This window comes from Nocardia puris, assembly GCF_036051655.1.
Classification (GTDB): Bacteria; Actinomycetota; Actinomycetes; order Mycobacteriales; family Mycobacteriaceae; genus Nocardia; species Nocardia puris.
Window position 1 is genome coordinate 5,724,623 of record NZ_CP107943.1, and the last position, 19,071, is coordinate 5,743,693.

The 19,071-nt window shown below is 60.2% G+C and carries 22 protein-coding genes; 9 read left to right on the plus strand and 13 right to left on the minus strand.

Going from position 1 to position 19,071, the window contains the following annotated elements:
• Positions 1–10: 10 nt before the first annotated feature.
• The 3 genes from OHB21_RS26365 to OHB21_RS26375 all read right to left on the minus strand — a co-directional run bounded on the left by OHB21_RS26365 (position 11) and on the right by OHB21_RS26375 (position 2,631).
• Positions 11–1,336 (minus strand): replication initiator, encoded by a 1,326-nt coding sequence (locus tag OHB21_RS26365; RefSeq protein ID WP_195126294.1) that lies wholly within the window; start codon positions 1,334–1,336, stop codon positions 11–13.
• A gap of 874 nt (positions 1,337–2,210) precedes the next feature.
• The gene (locus tag OHB21_RS26370) at positions 2,211–2,414 is read right to left on the minus strand and encodes a hypothetical protein (RefSeq protein WP_195126293.1); all 204 of its coding nucleotides are present in this window, start codon (positions 2,412–2,414) and stop codon (positions 2,211–2,213) included.
• 22 nt (positions 2,415–2,436) lie between these two features.
• A complete protein-coding gene (locus OHB21_RS26375; RefSeq protein WP_195126292.1) occupies positions 2,437–2,631 on the minus strand; it encodes a hypothetical protein in 195 nt (64 codons plus the stop codon).
• Between the two features lie 222 nt (positions 2,632–2,853).
• Here OHB21_RS26375 and OHB21_RS26380 point away from each other — a divergent pair, with 222 nt between their 5' ends.
• Positions 2,854–3,318 carry an NUDIX hydrolase gene (locus tag OHB21_RS26380; RefSeq protein ID WP_195126291.1) on the plus strand — a complete coding sequence of 155 codons (465 nt, stop codon included), beginning with the start codon at positions 2,854–2,856 and terminating at the stop codon, positions 3,316–3,318.
• Between the two features lie 5 nt (positions 3,319–3,323).
• On the plus strand, positions 3,324–4,268 hold the full coding sequence (locus OHB21_RS26385) for a carbohydrate kinase family protein (RefSeq protein ID WP_195126290.1): 945 nt from the start codon (positions 3,324–3,326) through the stop codon (positions 4,266–4,268).
• A 230-nt stretch (positions 4,269–4,498) separates the two neighbouring features.
• Here OHB21_RS26385 and OHB21_RS26390 read toward each other — a convergent pair whose 3' ends face one another.
• Genes OHB21_RS26390 through OHB21_RS26400 form a run of 3 tightly spaced genes read right to left on the minus strand, consistent with a single transcriptional unit; the run spans position 4,499 to position 6,920 of the window.
• Positions 4,499–5,152: a hypothetical protein gene (locus OHB21_RS26390; protein ID WP_328436188.1), complete on the minus strand. Its 654-nt coding sequence runs from the start codon at positions 5,150–5,152 to the stop codon at positions 4,499–4,501.
• Positions 5,152–6,306, minus strand: coding sequence for a radical SAM protein (locus tag OHB21_RS26395; protein WP_195142932.1), 1,155 nt, complete (start codon positions 6,304–6,306; stop codon positions 5,152–5,154). The genes OHB21_RS26390 and OHB21_RS26395 overlap by 1 nt, the downstream gene beginning before the upstream one ends.
• Positions 6,303–6,920: a hypothetical protein gene (locus tag OHB21_RS26400; RefSeq protein ID WP_228815897.1), complete on the minus strand. Its 618-nt coding sequence runs from the start codon at positions 6,918–6,920 to the stop codon at positions 6,303–6,305. The genes OHB21_RS26395 and OHB21_RS26400 overlap by 4 nt, the downstream gene beginning before the upstream one ends.
• A 410-nt stretch (positions 6,921–7,330) precedes the next feature.
• On the opposite strand from OHB21_RS26400, the gene OHB21_RS26405 reads away from it, so the two are divergent.
• Together OHB21_RS26405 and OHB21_RS26410 are read left to right on the plus strand one after the other, a co-directional pair.
• Positions 7,331–8,611, plus strand: a complete 1,281-nt coding sequence (locus tag OHB21_RS26405; RefSeq protein ID WP_195142930.1) for a helix-turn-helix domain-containing protein — start codon at positions 7,331–7,333, stop codon at positions 8,609–8,611.
• Complete coding sequence (locus OHB21_RS26410; protein WP_195126869.1) at positions 8,608–9,504, plus strand: phosphotransferase family protein; 897 nt, start codon at positions 8,608–8,610, stop codon at positions 9,502–9,504. The genes OHB21_RS26405 and OHB21_RS26410 overlap by 4 nt, the downstream gene beginning before the upstream one ends.
• A gap of 3 nt (positions 9,505–9,507) precedes the next feature.
• Here OHB21_RS26410 and OHB21_RS26415 read toward each other — a convergent pair whose 3' ends face one another.
• Positions 9,508–11,544, minus strand: a complete 2,037-nt coding sequence (locus tag OHB21_RS26415; protein WP_195142929.1) for a hypothetical protein — start codon at positions 11,542–11,544, stop codon at positions 9,508–9,510.
• Positions 11,545–11,605: 61 nt separating this feature from the next.
• Complete coding sequence (locus tag OHB21_RS26420; RefSeq protein ID WP_195126827.1) at positions 11,606–12,025, minus strand: hypothetical protein; 420 nt, start codon at positions 12,023–12,025, stop codon at positions 11,606–11,608.
• A 225-nt stretch (positions 12,026–12,250) separates the two neighbouring features.
• Between OHB21_RS26420 and OHB21_RS26425 the strand changes: the two genes are divergently transcribed.
• The 5 genes from OHB21_RS26425 (at position 12,251) to OHB21_RS26445 (ending at position 16,134) form a co-directional block, all read left to right on the plus strand.
• Complete coding sequence (locus tag OHB21_RS26425; RefSeq protein WP_195126828.1) at positions 12,251–13,204, plus strand: hypothetical protein; 954 nt, start codon at positions 12,251–12,253, stop codon at positions 13,202–13,204.
• Positions 13,201–13,452 carry a hypothetical protein gene (locus tag OHB21_RS26430; protein WP_195126829.1) on the plus strand — a complete coding sequence of 84 codons (252 nt, stop codon included), beginning with the start codon at positions 13,201–13,203 and terminating at the stop codon, positions 13,450–13,452. Before OHB21_RS26425 ends, OHB21_RS26430 begins: the two co-directional genes overlap by 4 nt.
• A 538-nt stretch (positions 13,453–13,990) precedes the next feature.
• On the plus strand, positions 13,991–14,446 hold the full coding sequence (locus tag OHB21_RS26435; RefSeq protein ID WP_195142881.1) for a hypothetical protein: 456 nt from the start codon (positions 13,991–13,993) through the stop codon (positions 14,444–14,446).
• Between the two features lie 13 nt (positions 14,447–14,459).
• A complete protein-coding gene (locus OHB21_RS26440) occupies positions 14,460–15,464 on the plus strand; it encodes a DUF4238 domain-containing protein (protein ID WP_195126831.1) in 1,005 nt (334 codons plus the stop codon).
• A gap of 118 nt (positions 15,465–15,582) precedes the next feature.
• Entirely contained in the window at positions 15,583–16,134 is a 552-nt protein-coding gene (locus tag OHB21_RS26445) for an Lsr2 family DNA-binding protein (protein ID WP_228815864.1), read from the plus strand.
• A gap of 3 nt (positions 16,135–16,137) precedes the next feature.
• On the opposite strand, the gene OHB21_RS26450 is transcribed toward OHB21_RS26445, so the two are convergent.
• The 5 genes from OHB21_RS26450 to OHB21_RS26470 all read right to left on the minus strand — a co-directional run bounded on the left by OHB21_RS26450 (position 16,138) and on the right by OHB21_RS26470 (position 18,864).
• Entirely contained in the window at positions 16,138–16,551 is a 414-nt protein-coding gene (locus tag OHB21_RS26450; RefSeq protein ID WP_228801737.1) for a helix-turn-helix domain-containing protein, read from the minus strand.
• Between the two features lie 64 nt (positions 16,552–16,615).
• A complete protein-coding gene (locus tag OHB21_RS26455) occupies positions 16,616–16,855 on the minus strand; it encodes a tyrosine-type recombinase/integrase (RefSeq protein WP_324192333.1) in 240 nt (79 codons plus the stop codon).
• A complete protein-coding gene (locus OHB21_RS26460) occupies positions 16,795–17,229 on the minus strand; it encodes a site-specific integrase (protein WP_228801738.1) in 435 nt (144 codons plus the stop codon). Before OHB21_RS26460 ends, OHB21_RS26455 begins: the two co-directional genes overlap by 61 nt.
• Before the next feature lie 53 nt (positions 17,230–17,282).
• Positions 17,283–18,212, minus strand: a complete 930-nt coding sequence (locus tag OHB21_RS26465) for an AlbA family DNA-binding domain-containing protein (RefSeq protein WP_195126832.1) — start codon at positions 18,210–18,212, stop codon at positions 17,283–17,285.
• Between the two features lie 232 nt (positions 18,213–18,444).
• Entirely contained in the window at positions 18,445–18,864 is a 420-nt protein-coding gene (locus OHB21_RS26470) for a hypothetical protein (RefSeq protein ID WP_195126833.1), read from the minus strand.
• Between the last annotated feature and the right edge of the window lie 207 nt (positions 18,865–19,071).

The window sequence follows — 19,071 nt, forward strand, 5'->3', positions numbered from 1 at the left end:
GCCCCCCTCCTCATGCTGCGTATGAAACTGGCGAATCATGTTGTGTTGCACCGGTTTCACGTGAAACCGGTGTGCCTGGTGGTCCTGATGCGAGGAGTGCTTTGGTGTATTCGGCGCGCCATGTGGTGCGTTGGGCGATAGCAGCCATGATCAGGTGGTCGCGGGGTGGCACGGCGGTGTCGCCGGGTTCGACGGGGGTGATGATCAGGTGAGAGCGGTCCGGTTTGACGATGCCGACCGAGGCGAGGAGTTGCCGAACGAAATCGGCGCGGTCCTGTTTGTGGTCGGGCAGGGTCTTGCCCGACCAGTTCCGTGAGACCAGCACCCGCCGCCCCGGGAGGCCGAGGGTGTCTCGGCGGTGTGCTTTGCCCTTGCAGCGGCCCGGGATCGTCTTGTCGGTCGCACCCTTGGGCACGATGCCGTAGCGCAGCCACACCGCGCACCGCGGCGAGCACGGGGTCCGTTGCAGTTCAGCGTGGAGGCGGTCGTAGTGCGCGGCGGTGCGCTCGGAATCGGTGTCGAGGACTTCGGCGATGGACTTGGTGAGGTACTTGGTGACGTAGCGGATGGTCTTGTCCGCTTCGGCGCCCGGTACCACGCCCCGGATATGACGGGGGTCGACCTGCGCACCGAAGCGCAGCACGTGCGCGGGTTCGAGGTCGTCCACCGAATCCATCACATCCAGCGCCTCATCCCAGGACTGCAACGGTCGGCGGGTGTGCGGATCGCAGAAGGTCAACGCCTTCGAGTCCCACACCGGCCTCACCTCACCGCTGTAGACGGGATGGTCGAAGTGCGGCCACCACACCTGGTGATAGGTGGCGTCGGTGACTTTGTGGATCAGCTCGCGCGGGATGTCGGTGCGGATCAGGATGTGCAGATGCGGGGCCCCGCGCTTCTGGGGTTCCACGGTGGCGTAGTACTGGAGGTTGTAACCGACCGCGCGGCGCATGTTCTGAATCCAGCGGTCGAACAACCGCGAGAAGTGCACGATGTCTCGTGCTGCCTGCACATAGTCGTAGGTGCCGGGGTTGACCGGTGAGCCGTCCGAGCACACCTTGCCCTCGGCGTCGATTCCGCCGTCCCGGTTGATCCGCCCGTAGGAAGGCATCGTGAGGGTGATGTACATGCCCGGTCGATGCCCACCCGGATACGCATCACGGATCGTGTACTTCTGCACCTTCTTCCGCGGCAGGTCCGGGGCATCCTGGCGGCGTCGGGTCGACCGCTTGCGCCGATCCTTCGGCTTCGCGTCCAGGGCAGGCAGGCGACCGCGGAATCCGGTCTCACGCATCTCCCGATCCAGATCGGCGACGACCTCCCGGATACCGGCCATCAGATCGAAATCACCATCGGTGAAGTGTCGAACGTCGGATCGGACCTACTTGAGAGGTACATAGGACCAGATGCGAGCGAGAATTCTCGGATTTTGACTGAGTTTGTTACGCCACCGAATGATGCGCGTGCAGATTTAGCGAAACTGGCTCACATGATAGATATTATCTGCGATAGAATGGAGCAGGCGCAGTGTCACTGGTACGAGATAGGTAGACATCGGTCGCTCGCGGCTTTCGCTGCTGCTCTTTCATGGGAGACCTTGGATCATCCCATTGTTCAGCGCGGCTTGAAGTCAGCACGACTCCTGTATCGCGACGATTGGGCTTGGATGATAGAGAACGCGATGGCAAATCCCACAGGCGTGATGCACTTGCTCATCGGGTGAAGACCGATGCTCTCTTCTAACCCACCTAAATAGCTATTCGCGGCTCCCCTCACACCCATGGCGGCCGTCGAATAGGCGTCGCCCGCAATGGAGGCCGGATGTCCTGCAACCGCGGCAAAACCGCCGTGTCCTCATCCTCTCGCCACCATCGTGCAGCTTTGTCCTTGGCCGGCACCCGTTCTATCGGGGTGGTCGCAGCGTCCATCTCGGATCGCGGATCATCCGAGTAGCTCCGGCCTGCTTCATCTTCCCCCACCCCTTCGGCACCGATGTCGGCGGCCTCGGCAGCCAGGAACCGTCATCGCCATTGCCGTTGCCTGATGCCTCGGTCGGATTCGTAGTGTCACTGTGACGCCGGGTGAACGTGACAGTGTGGCGGTTGTCCGTCTGAACCGTCTTCCACCACCGACCAACTCGGAAGCCAAGCACCGCCGTGAAGAACACTGAAGCGGGCCAGAGGATCGAGACGAGGGACGAAGGCATTCGATTAGCAGTCGGCTTCGTTCACGAGCAGCAGATACGCAGCCTCCAAGTGCACGATGCACTCGTCCGGGTGATGGAATCGGTGGATGTCCTGAAGCTCTCGGGCGCGTCCGACGGTTAGCTCCATCAAGGACACCTGGCACATGAACTCGGCCAGCTTGCCGTCAGCATGCACAAATGTCCTGTGCTGCCCGGGATGCGACGACATGTTCGGCTCCTTCCTGTGACGCTCACTCCCACAGCTCCGCGCAAGGCAACAGAGGCAATCCTTCGGGCACGTTGTCGTCGATGGTCACCACCAGCTGCAAATCGGCGTAGCCGCTGGTCAGCTCGTTCGCCACGCTTTGGACCTGTTCGGCGCTGGCCTGGTAGTCGAGCTTCAGCGCACCGCTCTCGATGTGAATATGGCGCGGCCTGGGTCGCATTCCGGTTGCCTCCCTTGCGGTTTGGCCGTTGTCCGGCGGGCTGGTGCGGTCCAGAATTCGCGTAACCCCTGGTCAGGGGCTATACCGCGTTGGCTCGCCGCGCTATGCGTCCGGCGTATAGGCCGGACGTCACGGAGGGATTAGGCTCGGCTTGATTCACCCCGAAGTTCGGCAAATTACCAGGTCAGCGATATAATCCAGAATGAGAGGATGCGCGCCCGTATGAGCGTCACGACTGAATCCAGTCACGAAACCAAGCCCCAGCGTCACAAGGTCACCGGCGATGTCCATCTGCTGCTGCGCCGCGGCAACGAGGTGCTGTTCGGCCAGCGTCAGAACACCGGATTCGAAGATGGGGCATGGCATCTGCCCTCGGGGCACCTTGAGGCTGGCGAATCCGTCATTGACGCTCTGATCCGTGAAGCCGCAGAAGAGATCGGCGTGACGATCGCTCCGGCTGATGTGCAGTTCAGCCACATCATGCACAACTCGTCCTCGGGCGGGCGAATGGCGTTCTTCTTCACCGTACGGTCGTGGCAGGGTGAACCAACCAACCTGGAGCCGGACAAGTGCAGCGCGCTTGAGTGGTACGCGGCAGATGCCCTGCCCGACTACATGATTGACTACTGCAGCACAGCCATGCAGCAGATCGCGAAGAACACGCCGTTCTCGGTCTACGGCTGGTAGTCGTGATGGCGGCGCGTGCTGACGGCCCGATCGTCTGTGTCTCGTATCTTGCCCTGGCCGAACTTTGGAGCGTGCCGCTGTTTCCGGTTGCCAACCACGGTGCCGAGGTTCGGGCCACCGAGCAGTCCATCGCTGCCGATGGCCCGATGGCCGCGGCAGTTTTGGCCGCACTCGATGTTCCAGCCGCGCTCGTAGCCAACAAAATTGGCGATGATGAGGACGGCTGGACGGTCCTGACCTGGCTGCAGCGCCGCAATGTCACGACGACCGCTATGTCCGATCCCGGTGTCGTCACGCCATGGATCGTGTTGATCGCTGATCAGCACTACACCCGGACGTGGTTCGCGCATCTGCCGGAGGTGGTGGAGCAGCTCGCCACTGTGGAGCTGTCACCGATCGTCAGCGCATCGTTCGTGTACGTCGATGCCTACCAGCTCATCGAGACAGCGGCGGTGCGAGTGATTGAAGCCGCGCGTGCGGCGCAGGTGCCGGTGCTCGTCAACCTCGGCGGATCGCCGCTGTCTGATGGCGTACACCGGGCCGCAGCCGGCTACGAAAAGCTGCTCGTGCAAACCAATGTCGATGACAGCGCCCATACCGAAGCGTTCACCGTCGCCCGATCACTGCTGGCGGAAAGCAACGCGGCCTGGGTGGCGGTGACGGCTGGAGCCTATGGGGCGGTGGCTGTGAGCCGCACGGACGAAGTTGCCGCGCCAGCCTTTCCGGTGACGGTGCGGCATACCCATTGCGCAGGCGCCGCGTTCTCGGGCGGGCTGCTCTATGGCCTGCGGGAGGGGTGGTCGATGGTTCGCAGTATGGTGCTCGGGTCGGCGAGTGGGGCACTGCGGTGCGCACGACACCACAGTGCCCCACTGCCGACCCTGGCGGAGCTGGAGGCCGTCGTCGCTGGCGGTGGTCTCCAGCGTCAGCAGTCACGCCACGCTAGCTAATCCGATGCATGTCGTGACCGCACTCGCCCGTGAGGCGCGACATGTCGCAGCCGCGTAGGCAGTGATACATCCGGTCCAGCCGAGCCGGTTCGCCAGCGCCGTGGCCTTCGATGGGGCTATCGACGTAGCGGACCGGCCCATTGCAGTATTTACACTTCTTCGTGCTCTGTGTGCTCACGGGCGGAGCGTAACCCGAGGGACCGACAGTCGATCTTGATCGTTTGTGCAGTTCAGAACAGTTTCCACTCGTCCAGTTGCCCGATCAGCCAGTCGAGGCGGTCGGGCGTCATCCGCTTCCGTTCGGCGTCTTCTTCGGTTTCCTGCCTGGCCCCGTACTGCCACCAGGCTTCGTTCGTCAGCCGGTCCATGACCAGGAAGCGATCCTTGACGGCTGGGCCACGGATGACCAACGAGGCGGTGTAGGGCTCGGCCACCACGGCGTGCACCATCGAGTGGTGCAAGGCGTAGCTGGAACCGACAAGTTCCTCTCTGGCCTGGAGCACCGGCAGTTTGGCCGGATCGACATGCTCATCCACTTCAGCGTTGCCGAACAGGTAGTGCCGGTACTGGCCGCGCAGGATCCGGCTGGCGTAGCTCCACCGGTGATTGTGTGGCCGGTCGAAGTAGCCGGGCAGGAAGATGTGCAATCGAACGCGGAAGCCAGCCTCGGCGTCATCGTGCAGCACCAGCTTGTCCAGGATGTCGTAGTGCTCGCACAGGGTGAACAACTCCGGCCTGGTGGGCAAGACGGTGATCCGATCGCGCACGATGCTGGGGTCTTCGACCAAGATATCGAGTACTTCGATGCAGGCGGTTTCGACGGCGTCGATGTCGTTCCAATCCAGGTCGCGAAGCTTCTCGACCAGGGTGTCCATGGCGTCCATCAGGCAGACTCGCTTTCGGGTTTGGCGCTGGATTTCCACAACCGGCAGACCGGCACGATGTCGTCATAGGCAGCGCAGGACGCCTTGCCCATCACCAGCTCCTCGGCCGGGCAGCCTCCCTGGCAGGCACTGGCTTTGCAGCCGCCGCAGGAGCTTTCGGCCAAAGCGCTGGTGAACAGATCGAACTCATTGACTCCATGGTTCAGCTGCACCTGACCGTCGACCATCTGGGCGAAGTGCAGCTCGGTGTCGAACAGGTAGGAGCAGACGTAGCAGCGGCCGTCCGGGAAGATCGAGATGCGATCCAGGGTCCGGCCGATGCACCCCTGGTAGCCCTCGGCGGCGTAGCGCTCCATTTGGTCGCGCCGGGCATAGGTCGGCTGGTACCACACCCGCGTTTTGTACTGCGGTGCAACCTGGTTGAGGTTGTCGCAGAAGTCCACCCACTCCGGCGGTGTCATGGCCATCTCCGAGTTGCCGTGCCCGGTGCCGATGGTCGAGAAGACATGGAACTTCACCAGGCTGACGCCGAGGCGATCGGCAATGTCGAGCAGCCGCAGCACGTCCTGCTCGTTCGCCTTGTTAACCGTGCAGATGATGCGTGTATCGAAGCCACGGCGGGTCAGTTCGGCGGTGGTTTCCAGCGCCTGGGTGAAGGTCCCCGCACCACGGATCGCATCGTGGCTGTCGCCGCTACCTCCGTCCAAACTGACTTGGATGTAGGCGAAATCCTCGGGTTCGAGCTTGCGGAACTTCTTGAGCGCGGGCTTCTGGGCGTTGGTCGTGGTGATGACGTGCTCGTAGCCCAATTTCCGACTGAGACGAATCGCCTCGCAGTAGTGCGGGTGCAGCGTGGGTTCGCCACCGAGGATGGTCAGCTTGTCACCGCCCATCCGCCGCCAGGTGGTCAGGGTGTCCACAATCTGCGGCAAGGGCATCTTGAGCGCGCGGTCCAACCGCTCACCCATGTAGCAGTGCTCGCAGCGCAATTGGCACGCTTCGGTGATGTAGAGATAGACATTGCGGAACCGGCCGTACGCCACGCGGTCAATCCGGTCCGGTTCGGGAACATCGGCCCCACGGGGCATGCGGGCATGGCCATAGCCATCGCTGTTGGCTCGCAGGCCAGGGGTAGGCAGATCGACGGTCGTCATTGTGGTGCACTCCGGGAAATAAGCAGCGGGGCAAGCAGATTCGCCGCCCCGTCGATGGTGTTGGTGGTGTCGAGCTGGGTGAGGGTGACATCGGCACGGGCGAAGCCATCGCGGATGCCGACTGCCGCCTGGTGGTAGCGCTGCATGCGCGCTTTGAACAGCCGCGGTGAATCGCCGCGTCTGGGATGCAGCAGGCCCCCGCACCGGCCGCACTGCCACGGGTCGACATCGCTCGGAATCGCCGGCAAGCGGGGATCGTTGATCGGGTCACGCTCGCAGCGATGGCATACCTTCCGGTTCCGGGCGCGCTGCCGGAGCGTCTTGACGTCGGTCACTACTTCGATGGCTTCGATGTGGCAGGGCGTCAGCGACCACAGGATCGCCAGCAGCTGATCAACCTGCGCCGCGGAACCGGGAAAATTGTCGAGCAGCACTGCCTGAACCGTTGGGTCCGCATTGACGGTTTCGAAGTAGGAGCGGAGTGCTGCGGCGACGGTGTAGTCGTCGATCCACCCCAACTGCTCCGGCGTAACCGCCGTTGCGGCCAGCGCCTCCTGCGAGACATGCTCGCGCAGCCGGAACACCCGGCGCCCAGGTGCCGATCCGAGCTGCATTGTCAGCGTCGTTTTGCCCGCTGCTGGCGGACCAAAGATGGGAACTACTAGGGACAACGCCACGCCTACCCCTTTCCTCGGCAAGGTTTTCGTGACCCGCCCAAGGGTCGGTTTCTGGGGCGAAAAGGGCCACGAAAAGGGGGTATTCGGGGTATGTATGAAACGTATAGCGTCGCCTGTCAAGCGCTGGTAGGGTCACGCGACCAAAGCGAAACGGCGAGAAAACCCAGGAAAACCCGGGAGCGGCCATCATGACGCGCGGACCCCAGACAGAGCGGTACTGCGCTCGTTGTGGGAGCAGGCTCAATCGGTACAATCTTGAATCGCGTTGCGCGCCATGCGAAATCGCGCTTCGGGATGAACGACAGCAGCCGTCGCCGGTACCGCCAGCCTTCTGGCAAACCGATCAGATGCGCGATGCGCTCGCCACTTGGCACATGGGCCGGGTGATCTTCGCCTACCGCACGCACCCATTTCACCATCGGCCCCTGCCGCAGGAGCTGGTTGCCACCTGGCTTGGCCTCACCCAGGCCCAACTCAGCCGTATCGAGAAGGGGCCAGCACCCGAGCAACTGTCGAAACTGATCCGTTGGGCGGAGGCGCTGGAAGTGCCGCCCGAGCTGCTTTGGTTCAAGCTGCCAGCAAAGTCCGGCGCTACGCTCGGTGATGTGAAACGCCAGGAATTTGTTCGCGCCGCGCTAGGCGTCACTGCGGCGGTCGCGACCAAACAGCCGCTACTGGATTTGCTGGCCCAGCTTGAACCAACGCCTGTCCCGTCGACGGTCGGCCTGGCGGAAATCGAGCAGGTGCGAACTGCCGCGCGCGAGTTCAGCTCCTGGGATCACACCTACGGCGGTGGCCTGGTTCGAGAAGCGGTCTCGGCCCAGCTGCGCTATGCCGTGAACTTGCTGGGTGCCAGTTGTGCCGAGAAGCACCGCATGGACCTGCACAGCGCGGTCGGGTTCCTCGGACATACGGCCGGGTTCATGGCCTTCGATGCCTACGCGCACGCCGATGCCCGCAGCATGTTTCAGCTCGGGCTGACCTGCGCCGAAGAGGTCGGCAACTGGCACCTTCGAGGCAAGGTGTTGTCGTCAATGGCTCGTCAGGCCATCTGGTGCGGGCACCCCGACGATGGGCTCACCTTCATCGAACTGGCTATGGTCCGGGCTGATCGACTGACGGCGACGGAGCGGGCCATGCTGCACGCGGCAAGAGCCCGAGCGCTGGCCAAACTGCACCGCACCGACGAAGCCGTGCGAGCGATTGGACAAGCTGACGAGGAGTTCGCGCAGGCGGCGCCGGAGAACGATCCGCCCTGGATGGCCTACTACGACCATGCCCAGCACTCCGGCGATACCGGGCATGCCCTATTCGATGTGGCACTCGAAGGTCGGTTCGTCGGTGAGGCACGGCAACGATTGGAGATTGCCGTTGCCGGACACACTGACGCCTTCGTTCGTTCGCGGGCGATATCTGGCATCAAGCTGGCGTCGCTCACCATGGCCACTGGCGATCCGGTAGAGGCTGCCTCCTTCGGCCAGACTGCGCTCAGCGACGCTGGACACCTTCGTTCCCGCCGGGCGGCGGATGATCTGCGTGAGCTTCGCATGTTCACCGGGCCTCATGCCCAAACGGCGGAGGTTGATGAACTGCGCTCGCAGATCGACAGCACGCTGGTTCACGCATGACGGACGTGACCGGAACCGATTGGTTGGCGATCGTGCGTTCGGCCGGCACCTCGGTCGGCCTGGACGTGGACCATGCCGCACCGATTCAGGTGAGCGAGAACGCCATCTACCGGCTGCCAGGATCGGTTGTCGCTCGGGTGAGTCGCCCAGGGCAACTGGAAGCAGCACGACGTGAGGTCAACGTGGCTCGCTGGTTGCAAGCATCAGGCGTTCCAGCGGTGCAAGTTGTTCCCGATGTCGACCAGCCCGTCGAGGTCTCGGGTCACGCGATTACCTTCTGGCGCGAACTACCGCCGCACCATCAGGGCACCCCGACGCAGGTGGCTGCCCTGCTCAAGCAGCTCCACCATCTGCCGATTCCAACCGAACTCAACCTCGGGAGAATCGCGCCGTTCGTGCGGCTGGACGAGCGGATCGCCGCCGCCCATACCCTGCCCGATCCCGATAGACGTTGGCTCCGAGAACATTTGGCGGATCTTCGGCAGCGATGGGAGTCGCTTCCGGATGGCCTTCCCTGGTGTGTGATCCACGGTGATGCTTGGATCGGCAACGTCGCGGCGCTGGAAGATGGTGAGGCTGTCCTCGTCGATCTGGAGCGGACATCGGTCGGGCCGCCGGAGTGGGATCTGGTGCACACGGCGATCAAGCACAGTTCGTTCGGGTGGATCACCGAACAGCAGTACGCCGAGTTCTGTCAGGTGTACGGCCATGATGTCGCCACCTGGGAGGGGTTCGAGCTGCTGCGGGACATCCGGGAACTACGGATGATCACGATGGCAGCGCAAACGGCAACAGCAGATCCCGCCTACCAAGAGCAGGCGCTACACCGGCTGGCGTGCATCCGAGGGGAACGCGGGCCGCGGCCGTGGGCAGGGTGGAAAGCGTTAGACTGAAGGCTAGTCCAAATCCGCTCGACTTACACGAAGCAGGGAAATGCCGTCAAGAGCCTCGACAGCCGAATGATCCCCGCTCGTTGTAATGGTCAGCCTTTCAGTGGCCTTGAACTCTCCCTTGCCCTTGTGTCGGCGCGTAAAGCGCTTCCACTTGGTCCAAGTACTCTGTTCCGCCAACATGACCGCCTGCGCGCATTCCGCCCAACCTACGTTGTTGATGGTGGTACTCAGTGCAACGGCGATGTCGGAAGGTACGCCCGTTGTTGGAGCTTCGGCGGCAGCTATTTCCATTTCACAATTCGAATAATATCGGTTTATTTGTCCGCTGGCATAGCCGACTACACGTAGGACTTGGCTATCACTCTCTTGGGTAAGCAGGGGTTGCACGCGGTCATAGAAGTAGCTGCCAAGAACATCCGACTCACAGGCTGCAATTACGCGATCGTCCGCCATCGCGGCTCTTAGCCGTGCGTAGTGATGAAAAGCTGCCGGATCTGGTAATAGATCGGCGACCACAAGAAGATCACCTACGCCCAGAACCCACGTTGGACGCCTGGCCGAACCCGCGATAGCTGCACCATACGTCGCGATTGGATCCATGCGCTCGAACGTCACGATAATCGAGGTCACGCCAGAAACTTCCGATGGCAAGACCTCATGCAATTTGCCACCTTGCTTCAAGGCAAACTTTCGGCCGCCCTCGTCTAGGATATAAGTAGTCGCTCGATCGGTTTGGTCAAGGGCCTTCCCGAGCATGTCATCCACCCTCGACGTAACCCTGTCGCGTCTGCCTCGTCGACCAGCCTCAGTCAAACTGTGCGCTTTGGCTTCTACGACTAGCGGCCATTCCGTGGAGACCAGCACATCTATCTCGCCTTCGCCGCGAGTCGCAGATGTGTAGTGCTGACCTGCATGGACATTCGCCTTACCAAAAATGCGCGTGAGCACCGCTTCCACCAGCCGCTCATGCGCATCTTGTCGATGTTTATGGTATTTGACAGGATCGTAGGTTGCCGTCTTGGATTCCGTTGCTAAACGGTCATGGAGTGCTGTAGGTAATGCCCACGGATCCGGGATGAGATACTGCCCATCACCGAGGGTGATGCACGGCCGTTTCCGCACAATGTTGTCATCGCCTGGAAAACGGAAGCCTGGTTGGCTCCCATAAGTTGTGGAGAAGAATTCCAGCATAGCCCGCACTTCGTCAACATCAGAGCCTGTTGACTGCGAGACGGCCTCCACAGTCCAAATACTTGCCGCGTTCAAACCTTCGACAAAGGCCGAGACGTCCGCCTCATCACCCGAATCAACACTTGCCCGAAGTGACGCCACTGCCGAGGAAAAGCGCTTTCGCACTGCTTGCGAATGTTGTCTAATTATCCGCATGACGTCAGCCGGGTTGAATCCCAGGGCCTTGATGTAATACTGGCGATGCCGATTGAAGACCTCGGTATCGATTGTCTCCATGTGCATCGCGTACCCAGGCATTCGATCGGACAGGTGCTCCATTTGCAGCTGCATACGAGCGAATCCGAGTTCAGCTGCATCGTCGTCGGCTTCATCGATCGAATTGATAAAGATCCGAGCCTCTTCCGCCTCGAATATGGCGCCAACTAGTGTTACGACCTGCTCGACGACAGAGCGGGGAGAATCTTCGGTCCCCGAACTATCTACGGACAGCGCAATACCCACAAGGTATTCGATCTTGGCAGCCCAGTTCCATGTATATGGGCCGTCATCAAGTGCACCGGAGCCCGCGTCGGGGATGACGGACATACTTGCAGGCACCGCTACGGCATTGATCAGCTGTGTTAGATCCTTACCCGCCAGAAGATCCCGAAGCTCGGCCACCAGCGCGGTCGGATCGCCAGCCTGCTCTCTGAGCGATGCCATGATCTCTTGCAGCAACGCTTCTCGTTCAGGTCCCGGCGGCAGGGATGACCGAATTGTTCCGTGTCTGCCAGTGGCTTGCTCGGGAAGCCACACCTGGTCCGTGCCGAAGGCTGCTTCCTCTGGGAACCCACCCAGTCGAGGCGTCATGCGCCGACTGTAGCGCCGGAGTCCGACAAGGAGCTAACGGATTTCGATACGCTGACGAGCGTTATTGCGTGGCACCGTCTTCGGCGTACCTGATATGTCCAGATGTGAACCCGGCGACGAACAGCTGCCCGAGAGCCTTCCAGTCGTCAACCGAGGCCCGCTCATCCGCATGGAGGTCGAGGCACTCCTCAACCGTCCAGTCTCGTAGCACCACGTAGGGGGTTGACCATTGGCCTGTATCCCAGGCGGCGCGAGAACCTTGTCGACGTTCGGATTTCTGAACACCAAGCCAGAAGAGGTTGCCCGCGTGGGGGCCTCTGATGCTGGGGAACTCGCCGGCGCGTGACCATCGCCGCCAGGCTGCCTCGAATGCCAGCTCGAACTCCAGCTTGGCGCTGGTCACCGCTTCGACGCCTTGAGCCAGCACGCCGAGTGCTGCCCCCTCGGCCACGTGCCTTATCTGCTGATCCTTGGTTGCCATGGCGGAAGCCTAGCCGGAGGCACCGACAAGGCGGATCGGCAACAAGGTTCCATCAGCCGAAGTATCGATGAAAAAACTACATCCTATTTCCCTCAGCATCTCTTGATGTTCCTCTCGCAAGAAGTTAAAACACATATTAGTTGGAAGAACGCAAATGACAACTCGGCCAATGCGCCACTCCGACAAATAGATGAAACCAGCTGAAACTTGCCTAATAATGCAAACATGTCAAAATTAGAAATGATGAACCCCGCCTATCCCAAATACGAACTCCTCGCCAAAGCCCTCGATGCTCAATTCGGAAACATCTACGAGTACAACCTGGACGAAGGGCAAGACGCTGGTATTGACGTTCAGGAATGGACCGATGAACTTCGCACCGCGGTGAGGCAGTACCTCGTTCACGATCTACCGGCGGATGTTCGGGATTGGTTATTTCACTCCAAAGACCGTGCCGCTGCTGACGTCGACGTTGAGAAACAAGTCGACCAGCTGCTCCACCTGGAACCTTGGGAAGTGGCCTTCGAGGTGCGCAACGCCGCGGTGGCGGCCGTTCCCACACTGGGCGAGCTGATCGGCCATCTCGACACCTGGCCTTCCGGAGAGGAGTCGGCCGACGCCGTTGTGTGGTTGGAGACCCGCTCCACCTTGGCCGAGTGGCGCGCGGTTGCAGAAGCAAGCAATCACGATGAGCTACACGAGACCCTGGCGGCGAACCAAGGGCGTGCGTTGACACCCCATGATCTGGTGCGCGTGCTGTCGCCACCGGAACTCCTTGCAGCTTGGCAGTGGCAATTTGGTCCGGCCGAATCTGATCTCACTGACAAGGAATGGGGTCTGCTCGCGGCGGCATTACCATCGCAGAGGATTGGGAGCCGGTCGGGCAAAATCGTGTTTCGACCGCTGAACGAGTACGAGCTTGCCCGGAGACGGAAAAATCTCGATGGTATCCGCTACAAATTCGCTAAGGGCGTGCGTTGGACGGAAGTGCCATCACGCTATGGCAATCGTCTCGACCAGACGTGGCAAAACTACACAAAGAGCGGGTTGCTCGTCCGTTTACGCGATGCACTGCAAGACAATCCAGATGCCATAGCCCTCGTGGCGTGGCTGGACCAAATGATTGCCGAGAGTCCAAAGAAGCGCAAACAACAGCATGTGAGCGGGGCGGCGGCATGAGCCTCCTCCATCTGCATCCCCGGTCGTGGTACATCGAAGATGTAGAGATCGTGGGCTATTCGCCGATGGGCTACCTGTTCGATGCCATGATGCGCTGCCGTCAGTGCCAGCGTGTACGGACGAAACGGTACTTAGATACGCTTCTCGTCTTTCGTTTGAGCATGATGGGCCTGCGTGATTCTGATTACCGAGAAAAGGCTACTGAGCTTTCGGAACAGATTAGAGATGATTTGTGGGCGGCGCTGTAAAACCAGATTGCAGCTCACCGGCTAGGACCGTTCATCAGTTTGAGTAAGAGCTTGCTCCATCAGCGCTATCAGGGCGCACAAGAAGTCCGTGATTCGCTGCACCACCGACTCGAACGCCTCGGCAGGAGACCCCGAAGGTGCGTATCCGTGGCACCACTCTGCTATTTCGCCGGTCGAGGAAATGACAGCTGCTGAAGCGCGCCGACGTCAGCGCGGCGTGTGCAACCGATGCTTGGCTCACTGATTGGTAGCCGTCAGCTCGGCGCAATTGGTTTGCTGTTGGCAACCGCGTTGGGCATGCTTGATCCGGCACCAGCGTCGGTCGCCGCCGTGTCGCTCCCGGCTCTGGAGTGGTGAAAGGTGCACGGTCTGTGACTACTTCGTCTCCGCCAGAGCGATTGCGGGTGAAACTGGCTGAACAGCTGAACTTCCTCGACCGTTCGGCGACCCTGTACGACCGGGGGCACGAAGATGAGGCGCTGCGGATGGCGGTTGCACTCAGAGTGCTTTTCACCAGACGGCGAGGGGCGATGCCCTGATGGTCATGCTGGGGCTCGGGGGTTGCGACGTGCTGAGTTCGTCGAGAGGGCTTGGAACCTGGAAGGACTACCTCAGCGAGCGGATCGACCTGAGCAGTCCGCGACCGGTCACGATGATTCCGATGTGCCAACGTCAATTTCTCCATGCAGTTTCGTTCGATACATGGTGGAAGCAAGAAGTTGTCTTCCAGCACAGCGGGACGAACTATACGCGGCACAAGATCGTCTGGAGCATGGCTAACAAGGACGGCGGCGCACATGTCGATGATCTTGAGCCGTACTACGAGGTGCTGCGTTCGGGAAAATGGGCGCTGACGATAACAGGAAACTTGACCTACGCTGGTCCTGCGCCATTTCCCCAAGGTGTCGAGATATCTCCGGATAACGGTCACTTCGCGCTTATTCGACAGTTTGCGTTTGAGGTTTTGCATAGTGCCAACACGTTCAATTGGTAGAGGGGCGTAAGGCATGGGCAAGATCGCGCGACGGCATCATACAGTACCTCGATTTTATCTTGCTGGCTTCGCTAACGAAGTCAGCAGACTTGGCGTCGCACGCCTAGAAAATGGGAAGCGGTTTGTTCAAACGATCGACAATGTATCGGTTAACAATAATTTCTACCTCATAGAGTCTGCATCGGGGCAGTCAGATGAATTCGAGAAGCTTCTTAACGATATCGAGACTCAAGCCTCTCAAGTCTGGTTGAAGATACTCAATGAAGGCGTGTGGCCGCTGACACCGGATGATCGTGAGATACTCGGCGTCTTCGTAGCGTTGCAATATATGCGCGGACCGAATCGTCGTCGATTTCTGAGTCAGATGAACTGGGCGGTCAACCGGCTTCAGGTCGGAGCGGTGGGACGTGCCAAGCTTGTTGACTGGTTTGCAAGCGAACAGGGTATTGAAATAACAGAGGCAGATGCCGATGACATCTGGGCCACGTTTTCAGCGTCCTCGGAACCGACGATTTCAGCATCGTCGATTCTTCATATCGGCCAGATCATAGATTCCGTTCCGGACACACTGCGGTTCTACACCACGCGACCTTGGGCGCTGATCCGATTCAAGCGGAAGAACCTGCTGTCATGCGATACGCCTGTGGCGCTCATTCCGCGTCCCGGAACACCTCCGCATGTCGGCACCGGCCTTATGACCGCGTACGCAATTGTGCTCGCTATCTCCAGAAATGTCGGATTGGTTATGGCTGATCTCCAGCCGCTTGCCGAAAACAATGTCGATCCTGAACGTGTGATAGCAGGCGAGTTGGATGTCGTGGAGCCGCCCACGGCGCGAAACGCGAATATGTTCAACCGTGCGGCAATCCTCAATGCTCGTCACGAAATTTACTACCATCCAGACGATGTGAGTCTGGTGCCCGATCCCCTTCCGGAGGTCAGGGATTCAGAAGTGGTCGCGACCGGTGTTGATCAGATGTTTGAATCGCTGAGCCAGATGCATTCTCGGCGAGAATAGGCGGTCACCGAACGCTTGCCGAGAAGTTATGCCGATAGGCACTGCCAGGGGCGACGGAGCTTGAGGTAGAGGATTCTTGTCTTGTCGGTGCCATGCAGTTGAGTTAAAATGAATTCATATGCAACAATCGGAAATTTCCCTACGTCTAAAAGAGCAGGCCGAAAAGTTTCCAGTCCGCTTTCGTGAACTCGATGCATCGTTTCTGCTTTACGTGTCGCTCCAGCCCTACTGGACTCCAAAAGTGCAGCGCAAGATGAAAGATTACCTCCGGGAATTTCCTGAAGATACTTCTAACTGGCTCCTTGATCCTCAGCAGGGAAAGCCGCCAATAAATTCTATAGCCAGGAAGGTGCAAATAACGGGCCTCTTGAAACGTTGCACCCCTCACCAGGTTGTGGTCTCTGTGGCTCGGGCTGCGGTTGATGCCAGTCGCTCTATTGAAGAACCGATCGAAACGTTCGTCGGTCGGACCCGGCGGGGCGAGAGCAGTAGGGCGCGGTTGGCGCTTGACCGAGAACGGACAGCGACAATCCGTGAGTGGGCACGTAGTAGCGGCCGCAACGTAGCCAAACGCGGACGTATCTCAGCTGAGATCATTGAGGCGTACTACAAGGAACAAGGCACACTGGATCTGCCGAACCATCAAGAACTGTCGATGATCAGTTCCTAGTGTCTATCTCGTTGCTGGTCGCATCTCCACCCCTCGCCCCTGGAGTGCCTTGTAGACGCTTCCCTTGGCCTTTCGAATCTGCCGTGCTATAGCCTTCAGTGACTGCCCCTCGCCGTAAAGCCGCACTGCACAGTCAATTTCTTCCCCGGTCATCGGCTGGTTCCGCATCTGCACACCATGCTCTTGGAGGATCTTCAGCAGTCCGCCCTTCGAGAGCTCGTAGCGCTCGCACAGTTTGTTGGTGGAGGCACCACCTCGGTAGGCATCGACCAACTCGGCGATGGTGGCAGGCGACAACCGCCGATCCAGCCGCCGCGGTTGAACCGTGCTGCTGTTCGTCTTCGCAGGCCGGCGGGCCGGAGCAGCCTCGATCCTGGCGATCACCTTGCCGAGCCAGTCCGATTCCCACTGTTTCAAATACCGTCCGCTAACCCCGACACACGAAAACCCCTCCTGACCAGCGCAGGAGGGGTTTTCTTCGTCATCCGACCACCCGCAGAGCGGGACCAGAACGGGACCGTAGGTGCTTGGAGAGCTTGTCTCCGGCCCCGGTGATCTCCTGTTGATCCGGGTGTAGATATCGCTCGGTCGTCCGGCTGTCGGCATGCCCGGCGATCTTCTGAAGCACGTGCAGGCTCACCCCGGCATCGGCCATCCACGTCAGACCGGTGTGACGGAGATCGTGCCGCCGCAGATGCTCATACCCGAGTGCCGTAACCACCTCATCCCAGTGCGTGGCATCCCGCAGAACACCGGTAGCGATCCGCCCGCCCCGAGGTCCACGGAACAGCCGGGATCAGGATTGTCCCGGCCGACCGCATCGAGCCGGTCCGAGACCAGTTGCCGAACTTCGTCGATCAGCGGAACATGCCGTGCACGGTTGCCCTTGGTGCCCTTGTCTTCCAAGCCGCCGGGGCCGGGTGTGGTCTGGCGACGCACGCGCCATGTCCACGTATCGGTGTCGATATCGCCGACACGGCAGCCGGAGACCTCGCCGATTCTGGACGCAGTGCACGCAGCGAAAATCACCACCTCACCCCACCCGGGATAGCGATCAGCCGAACGCTGCACCAGGGCATCGGCCAGCGTCGTCAACGCAGTCCAGTTTGGCAACGCGAGGGCCCGCGGTGACTAGCTGTGGTCCGGTCTCACGGAGTTCCATCTCCACCCCGCTGCGTTCTCAACAACCGCCACCGTCTCTGCACACGTTCAGAGTCGTCCGGATTCGGATCGCCGGGTTCAAAACGCTCCCGAAGGACCGCAGCGGGACCCGCACCGCCGACGGGGAAGCGAAGCTCTATGTCGAGCACCTTCGCTTCCTGTAGGCGTTCTTTCGGAAACTCCGAGCCCTGGGGGTGGCTCAGGAACACTCTCAGCATGTCCGGGCCGTACACAACGAGGCCGGAGTCGATCATTTGGACACCTACGCCTGCAGGCCGCTTCTCATTCCCTCCGCCCCGAATCCGAATTTTCATCGGAACTCGGACGTCGTTGTCCGCGAGGAGACTCGCGGACCACCGATGCTGAGGAAGCACAATATGGTCCTGGGGAGCGGCATCGAAAAAAAGCTCCAACTCGATGCTAAAGCCCCAGACCTCCCGCTCCGGGAGACCACCCAGCGCTGCGATCGTGGACTGTTGCGTATATACGTCTGCCCAGATCAGATCAATCTCCGGGACCGCCACAGATTCAGTCAGCATCGAGAGCAGCTCCGCACGAGAAGCCGTGCGTGTCGTGGTCGCCGACCTCCACGGAACCTCCTTGGACACACCGCCATGCCCGTTAGTGGTCACGAGGTAAGGCGCTCGGTCGGTCTCGAAAAATAACGCAACTACCGGGCCGTGTTCGGTCTCCACTTGTAGCAGTTGCATCCCTGGTGTCGTCTTGTCTGCAAAACCAGACTCGACGCGCTGCCACCAGTCAGCTGGGTCTGTCGAATCGAGTGGCACGATCCGGCCGCCGTCCTCATCCAATCCTATAATCCATAAGATTGTTTCGCCTCGCGCGGCATTGGCCATCGCCGCAATGATTCGCGCCGCCTTTTTGGTGTCGTTTAGCCACGCCGACTTCGCTTCCACGAAATCATCCTCGATCCTGCCCCCATTGAGGACACGACTGACGTGGGCTATAGCCCCGGTTCGTCCGGGGTTGAATTTTGGCGCACTTCTTGCCAGATGTGCTCGGGTAGCCGGTGTCGGTGTCTGCGGGGCTACAAGCTGCTGAGTAGCTCAGCCGTTGTTACGCGCAGCGCTATGGCTAGTCGCTGCAGTGTTGTCAATCGTGCCCGGCAACATCAGGCGCACAATCTAGTCAGAAGCTATCCCAATTATCAAACTCTTCCGCGTAGTATGCATCCATCTCGCGCTGCGTCGAGAGTGCCTCACTCACACCGATATCGGTGGCGTCTAGGTAGTTCGCCACACCCAGCATTGCCTGATGGAAGGCGACGAGGTTGATCCTGTCGATCCCAGATAGAGTATCGGTGCCGTCACGTCGGCTTGCGTAGCGGAACTCCTGTCCATCCGGATCGAACTTAGCCAACTGACCGATCACCTTGGTTACATAGCGAATCTGTTCCTTTTCTTCCGGAAACTCTTTGATTAAGAGCTTCTTGGTTTCCGACCATGACTGATCCTGTGGTGATGCTCGGCCTTTGTAGGAAAGTTGCATAGTGCCCGTAACTGGGCAAGTACAGACTTCAGTTGCAGCTCGACGTGATGCCGCCAGCACGCGGCGTATGGAAAGATTACGGTATCCAAGTCGCGAACTGACCATTATGCAAGCATGGTGCTGCCGAGAATCTCGGCAGCCCGACGAAATCCTTGGATACGTCCGTAGAGACCCATGCGTCGCTGCCAGCCGATATCCGAGAATTGCATATAGTGTGTCGGTGGCGTTTGGAGATCATGGTGCTTGGCGGGCCAAACAAGTTCGATA